The sequence below is a fragment of the Aeromonas aquatica genome, from assembly GCF_000764655.1.
In the GTDB taxonomy this organism is placed as follows: domain Bacteria; phylum Pseudomonadota; class Gammaproteobacteria; order Enterobacterales; family Aeromonadaceae; genus Aeromonas; species Aeromonas aquatica.
The window spans coordinates 1-7,229 of the sequence record NZ_JRGL01000166.1 but is presented as its reverse complement, the minus strand read 5'-3'; the positions used below and the strand labels follow the sequence as shown (position 1 = coordinate 7,229).

Genomic DNA, 7,229 nt, shown 5'->3' with positions numbered 1-7,229 from the left:
AGGGCGCCGCCGCTCCACACCGCATCGGCGTTGTTGCTGACGCTGACCGTGTGGGTGTTGGTGGTGTCGACGTCGGTGAAGCTCAGCACGCCGCTGTCGGTCAGGGTCGGGGTGGCCGCGTCCTCGGTCACCGCCCCGCTGGTATCGACGCTCAGCACCGGATCGTCGTTGGTGCCCTGGAGGGTGATGGTGACTACCTGACTGCTGCTGCCATCGAAGCTGGTGACGATGAAGCTGTCTGTCAGGCTGTCGCCAGCCCCCAGTGCCTGGATGGCGATCTGGCCATTGGCGGCACTGTAGGTCCAATTACCGGCTGCACTCACGCTGAAAGTGCCATAACCGTTGCTGCCCAAAGTGCCAGCCTGCGATACGAACGAGGCTTGGTCTACATCCAGGTCGCTAATGGTCAGCGCGCCAGAGATGGTCAGGTTTGGGGAGGTGGCATCTTCGGTCACTGCACCGGCGCTGACGCCGCCGATCACTGGTATGTCGTTGGTACCGAGGATCGTCACGGTTACCGCGCTGAGGGTGCCGTCGGCACTAGTCACACTGAAGGTGTCGGTGTAGGTGGTGCCGGCCACAAACTCGTCGTGCGCCGTGCTGGCGGTGTAGGTCCAGGCGCCAGCAGGGTTGATACTGAAGCTGCCGTAGAGCCCGACCGTGCCGGCCTGGGCCACGAAGAGCGCGGCGCTGTCGACGTCGCTGATAGTCAGCGTGCCGCCGGCATTGAGGACGGCGTTGGTCTCCGTAAGGTTGACGGTCGCACCGGACAGCACTGCAGCATCATTAGTGCCGGTGATGGTGAAGATGACGTCCTGGGTCCCAGAGTCCACAGTGCCGTCACTGACCTTGATGGTGTAGGTGATGGTCAGGCTCTGGCCGGCCGCCAGGAAGTCGAGATGTGCTGCGGCGGGATCGTAGGTGTAGCCGATGTTCACCAAGCCACCGTTGGAGGTGGCGCCGATCAGGCTGAAGGCACCTGCGGCAATCAGCGCATTGGCGCTGGCAGGCAGTACGAAGGCTGCGCCATTGAGCATAACCACGGGACTACCAACGATGCTGGGGGTCAGCGTGTTGCCCACGTCCATATCGGTGACTGTAAAGTTTCCGCTGATGGGGGAAAGATTCTGCGCACTGGCATTTGCCAGTTCGGCCACGGCGGCCGGGTTGTTTGTATCGCCGAGTACGGGAGTACTATTGGGAATCGTCACCCCAAGAAAATCGGCGGCCACCAGGTTGTGGATCCCGCTCAATCTGATCGCCAGCTCCGCCGTGGTATTGCCACCGATATCGGCATAGACGTAAGTGTCACCGCCAAGCTGTTTGAACCAGACCCCATTGGCGGTGGGCGTGGTACCGCCCCACTTGAGGTCAACGCCGTCGCCAAGCAGCTGGACCAGATCTATCTTGTCCTGCTCTGCCAGGTTGGCAGTATCGTTGATGCCCTTGAAGTCGGTGACAGTGTCCATCGCCGAACCGGTGGAATCGGACCAGCTCCACTGGCCGTCATGGTCGTAACCCCGGTGGTGACCAAAATTGTGGGGATAACCATTGCCGTGTTGGCCATGCTGATCCTGCTGATTGAGCGCCGCGGTGAAGACGAAGGTGTCTGCCCCTGCTCCACCGCTCAGGGTGTCGATCCCCAGTCCCCCTGCGATCTCGTCGGCACCGGCTCCACCGTACAAATTATCATTGCCGCTCTCACCAAACAGCTCGTCGTCACCGCCCTCACCATAGACGGTATCGTTGCCACTGCCGGCATAGAGGGTATCGGCGCCCCCCGCACCGGCGCCGTTCAGGTTGTTGCCGTTGTCACCGTAGAGAGTGTCATTGCCCAGGCCGGAGAAGATGACGTCATTCCCCATGGCTGCGGCGGCGCCGGCTGCGGAATCCTTGCCATCGCCATAGATGGTGTCACCACCATTTTCGCTGAAGTAGCCGTGACGCCAGTTGCTGTCATCGTTGTTGCCGATGCGATCGTTGCCCGAGCCGCCATACAGCAGATCGCGACCATCGGCACCGCTGATAAAATCGTTGCCCAGGCCGCCATACACGGTGTCGCGGCCATCCCCCCCCTTGATGGAGTCATCGCCGGCACCACCGTCCAGCAGATCGTCGCCATCTTCGCCGTAGATGAGGTCGTTGCCGCCTTCCCCATAGACCTTGTCGTCACCACGGCCGGCGAATATCTTGTCGTTGCCACCAGCGCCCGAGCCACTCAGGTTGTTGCCGCTGTCGCCGTAGATAGTGTCGTTACCGTTGCCGCTGTAGATGATGTCACTGCCAAAGGCCATGGCGGCCGCACTGTCAGTGGCATAATTGAGACCATCGCCGTAGATGATGTCGCTGCCACTCTCCCCACGGCCATAACGCCACCAGTCGTCATCGCGGCCTATGATGTCGTTGCCGGCGCCACCGTGGATCAGATCGGAGGCGCTGGAGCCGAGAATGGTGTCATTGCCTTCGCCACCGTAGAGGCGATCCTGGCCGGTACCGCCGTCGATGAAGTCATCGCCGCTGCCACCCTCGATGATGTCGTCACCAGCGTCACCATACAGCTGGTCATTGCCCTCGCCACCGCTGATGCGGTCGTTGCCTTCACCGCCTTCAACGATGTCATTGCCGGCACCGGCTGATATGACGTCGTTGCCACTGTCCCCCTCGATCACGTCATTGCCGCTGCCGGTGGTGATGGTGTCGTTGCCCGAGCCGCCATCCACAGTGTTGTTGCCATTGCCTGCATTGATGACATCGTTGCCGCTGCCGCCGTCGATCACGTCATTGCCGGCGCCTGCGGTAATGGTGTCATTGCCCGAGCCCCCATCGACCCTGTTGTTGCCCTCACCCGCGTTGATGCTGTCATCGCCAGCCCCCCCATCGATCACATCGTTGCCCGCATAGGCCAAGATGACGTCGTTTTTGTTAGTACCGCTGATTTGGTCGTTGCCGTTGGTGCCGTTGATGTTAGCCATGATCAAGCTCCTTCAAAAACAGAGGGAAAGTGGATATTGCTGACGATCCGAGTGAGGCAATGGCTCATCCTTCTCCCATCCGGGAGACGCTGAGCCTTGCCTGCTGAATGGGTATTGGGGACATCCGTTTCGTGGGCTAAAGAAAGCGGCCCACCCTGGCCGATCAGACGGCCATCTTCGGCCAATGGGCCGGGATGGTGACAATACAGACTGGGGGTTGGCGCACAGAAGAGGATGGCATCAGCACGCGCGGCCACCGGTACACGCTGTCCAGGTTGGACCGTGAGGCCTGGGTCGTGCTGATCACAGGTCTGCACAGAAAGAGGATCAAGCCTGATAGTGGCGACGGTCAGGGACTGATGACGATCGACGAGGGGATCACTGCCATACGCTCCCCGCGAGCTGACAACCGGGGCCTTTCCTGTCATAAAGCCCTTTCGAAACGAGCCTTCGTCCTTGGATTGCCGCTGGCGGCCATCGTCGACCACGTGATAACGCTGCCCCTGAAACAGGGAAATACCGGCGATATCTCGCCGGAAGTGATAAGACCCCATTTAAAACCCCTTAAATCCTTTTAAGAGTCAAGATCAGGGCCCCATGTCATCAATGACGAACCCTGAATAGCACACAACGTTTTAATTTATCCCGGTTCTGTGGGTGCTCTGACCATGGCGCCTCACTTGTTTTGCCTAAGCGTAGACACTGATATATTTGACAGTTGTAAATTTATTTTTTTGCTGTTACGCGAAATTGGTATTACGCAGTATTGAAAATCCAAGGATCTTGCTCTGAACGCAGGAGAGAGGAGTGGCGTTGTGGCCAATAAAGACAAGCTCAAGGCCTGATGGCATTGAGGGCGAAGGAGCGAAGAAAGCCTTAATCTGATGATGCATCGTGCTGGGGCTGGCTTGTCGTCGTGATCCATCAGGATCAATCCCCCCCCTCATCAGCCGTTGAACGCTATGTCGTATTCCCCTGGGGTCACCCCACGAGCGCAGTGGGTCAACCGACTAATTTGGCCACGCTCAACGCCGCAATAAAATTGTGGTTCCTAATAAGAGCCCAATAATATTCCTTCCTTCTTTGTGTTATCGACTTGCTGCTCAGGCTCTCTCTGTCTGCTCTCTTCTGCCAGCGCCATATCGAAGTGCTCATCCAGCCTCTTTAAGCGAGACGTAATACTAAAAAATATGGCTATTCATATAGTTAGTACCGACGTCACAGAAATGAATCCAGAGAGGGTCCAGGCTGGATCTATCCCTGCATGCAATGATGTAGCGCAATCTTTGGCGCTGCCGACTGTGATACTGATGAAAAAATGAATAATGCCCCCGAGTGACCGCCATACTGACAAGCTGTTGGCCAGCAGCGTTCGGATCACGTGGATAGGCCGCCATCAAAATGCGAGAGACAGCAAAGCTGTGCCGGTCGTGGCTATCGAGGCCAGGGCTGTGCCAAGGGAAAATGGATTGTGAGAATAGATGGGCTTAATCCATTTCTTCACGGTTCATGTGCGACATTTCAGATTAAGGTTATGAAAACAAAGAATTAGTTGAAAACAGCCTGGCCAGAATATGGCGAGTGCGGCAGGACAGGCTCAGATAGCAAAGTGGAAATTTCCCACATACTAAGTTGTTAGGCTTGCAAACGATTGCCAAGGAGAGACCGAGATGAGTGAAGAAAGCAAATGCCCCTTCAACCACACCGCCGGCGTCGGAAGAACCAATCGTGACTGGTGGCCAAACCAGCTGCGGCTGGATCTGCTGCACCAGCATTCCGCCAGCTCTGACCCCATGGGCAGCGATTTTGACTACACCAAGGCGTTCGAGAGCCTCGATTACAAGGCGCTCAAAAAAGACCTGGTCAGGCTGATGACCGACTCCCAGGAGTGGTGGCCGGCAGACTTCGGCCACTACGGGCCCCAGTTTATCCGCATGGCCTGGCACGCAGCGGGCACCTATCGCACCACAGATGGCCGTGGCGGTGCTGGCCGCGGCCAGCAACGTTTCGCCCCCCTCAACAGCTGGCCAGACAACGTCAACATCGACAAGTCGCGCCGCCTGCTGTGGCCCATCAAGCAAAAATACGGCAGCCAGATCTCCTGGGCCGACTTGCTGATCCTCGCCGGCAACGTCGCGCTGGAGTCCATGGGATTCCGTACCTTTGGCTTCGGCGGCGGTCGTGCCGACGTCTGGGAACCGGATCAGGACGTGAACTGGGGTGATGAAATCGCCTGGCTCGGAGTCGATCCTGAGCGGGTCAAGGGCGACCGCGAGCTCACGGCCCCCTTCGGGGCCACTCACATGGGCCTGATCTACGTCAACCCGGAAGGGCCGAACGCCAGCGGCGACTACATGGAGGCGGCCAAGGACATCCGCTCCACCTTCGGTCGCATGGCCATGAACGACGAGGAGACCGTCGCCCTCATCGCCGGCGGTCACACCTTCGGCAAGGCCCACGGCGCCGCGCCGGAATCCCACAAGGGGCCCGAGCCGGAAGCTGCGCCGCTGGAGGCCCAGGGCCTCGGCTGGATCAGCGACTACGGCAGCGGCCACGGCAAGGACACGGTCTCGAGTGGCCTCGAGGTCACCTGGACCAAGACCCCGGCGCTGTGGAGCAACAACTTCTTCGAAAACCTGTTCAAGTTCGAGTGGGAGCTGACCAAGTCACCGGCCGGCGCCAAGCAATGGGTCGCCAAGGATGCCCCCGAGATCATCCCGGATGCCCATATCCCCGGCAAATTCCACAAGCCGACCATGCTGACCACGGACCTGACCCTGCGTTTTGACCCCGAGTTTGGCAAGATCTCCCGCCACTTCTACGAAGACCCCCAAGCCTTCGCCGACGCCTTCGCCCGTGCCTGGTTCAAGTTGACCCACCGCGACATGGGTCCGGTGGCCCGCTACCTGGGACCGGAAGTGCCAAAAGAAGAGCTGATCTGGCAAGACCCCGTCCCCGCCGTCAACCACGAGCTGGTCAGTGACAAAGACGTAGCGGCCCTCAAGGAGCAGATCCTGGCGGCGCCACTGTCGGTCGCCGAGCTGGTCTCCACCGCCTGGGCATCCGCCGCCAGCTTCCGTGGCTCCGACAAACGCGGTGGTGCCAACGGCGCCCGCATCCGGCTCGCCCCGCAGAAGGATTGGGCGGCCAACCAGCCGGCTCAGCTGGCCAAGGTGCTCAAGGCCCTGGAAGGTATTCAGCAGGGGTTCAACGCTTCGGCCACCGGTGGCAAGAAGGTGTCGCTTGCGGATCTGATCGTGCTGGCCGGCGGGGTTGGTGTCGAGCAGGCTGCCAAGAAGGCAGGCGTCGCCGTGACCGTGCCCTTCGCACCGGGCCGGATGGATGCCTCCCAGGCGCAGACCGATATCGAGGCCTTCGCCGTGCTTGAGCCCCTCGCCGATGGTTTCCGTAACTATCTGGGGGGAGACTATGCCGAGCTTTCGGAGGCCATGCTGATCGACAAGGCGCAGCTGCTGAACTTGAGTGCCCCCGAGATGACGGTGCTAGTCGGCGGCATGCGCATGCTGGGCACCAACACGGGCGCGACCGGCCATGGGGTGCTCACCACCAAGCCCGGGGCACTCTCCAACGACTTCTTCGTCAATCTGCTCGACATGGGCACCGAGTGGAAGCCGGTAGCGGGCGTCAAGGGGTTGTACGAAGGGGTGGATCGCAAGAGCGGCAAGACTAGGTGGACGGGTACCCGCGTCGATCTGGTGTTCGGCTCGAACTCCCAGCTGCGGGCTCTGGCCGAGGTGTATGCCAGCGCAGATGCGAAAGAGAAGTTCGTGAAGGACTTCGTGGCGACCTGGACCAAGGTAATGAACCTGGATCGCTTCGATCTGGCCTGATCCTGAAGGTGTGTTGACCGGCGCCCCGGTCCTGGCGGCTGGCCCCTTGGGCCAACCCCAGGATCGGGGCGCTTCTTCATGAATCCAGTCTGCAGCGCGGCTTGAATACCGCCCTTCCTGTGCCTCCCCTCTTGAGACACCACCTCCCCGACATTCTCGACGTTGGCCGACATCGCCAGACGGCTTCCGACCTGATCTTCTGCCGCACGGAACCCTTCTTTTACACTGCCTAGACCATAAAAAACCGCCATCATCCCGTGTCGGCATGATGGAGGATTGTATGAATGAGAGGTTTTATATCACCTCACAGCATATTTGGCTGCCAGAACAGAGCGTCTCACCGTTGCTGGCGATGACCCGGCGATAGCAGTCGAAGCCGCGCTTTTTGGTGCGGGCGAAGCTGCCG

General features: G+C 59.7%; 3 protein-coding genes. 1 reads left to right on the top strand and 2 read right to left on the bottom strand.

Features of this window, described 5'->3' with window-relative positions; all coding sequences use genetic code 11:
- Both LG30_RS21210 and LG30_RS22305 read right to left on the bottom strand, forming a co-directional pair.
- On the bottom strand, positions 1-2,972 hold a 2,972-nt coding region (locus LG30_RS21210; protein ID WP_202963176.1), incomplete at its 3' end, for a VCBS domain-containing protein.
- 2 nt (positions 2,973-2,974) lie between these two features.
- Entirely contained in the window at positions 2,975-3,526 is a 552-nt protein-coding gene (locus LG30_RS22305; RefSeq protein ID WP_152599408.1) for a hypothetical protein, read from the bottom strand.
- Between the two features lie 1,116 nt (positions 3,527-4,642).
- On the opposite strand from LG30_RS22305, the gene katG reads away from it, so the two are divergent.
- The gene (gene katG / locus LG30_RS0120820) at positions 4,643-6,823 is read left to right on the top strand and encodes a catalase/peroxidase HPI (protein WP_033132614.1); all 2,181 of its coding nucleotides are present in this window, start codon (positions 4,643-4,645) and stop codon (positions 6,821-6,823) included.
- Positions 6,824-7,229 lie beyond the last annotated feature (406 nt).

Excerpts from the sequence above, each read along its gene's own strand:
- LG30_RS22305 (WP_152599408.1), bottom strand. The coding sequence starts at position 3,526 with ATGGGGTCTTATCACTTCCGGCGAGATATCGCCGGTATTTCCCTGTTT.
- katG (WP_033132614.1), top strand. The coding sequence starts at position 4,643 with ATGAGTGAAGAAAGCAAATGCCCCTTCAACCACACCGCCGGCGTCGGA.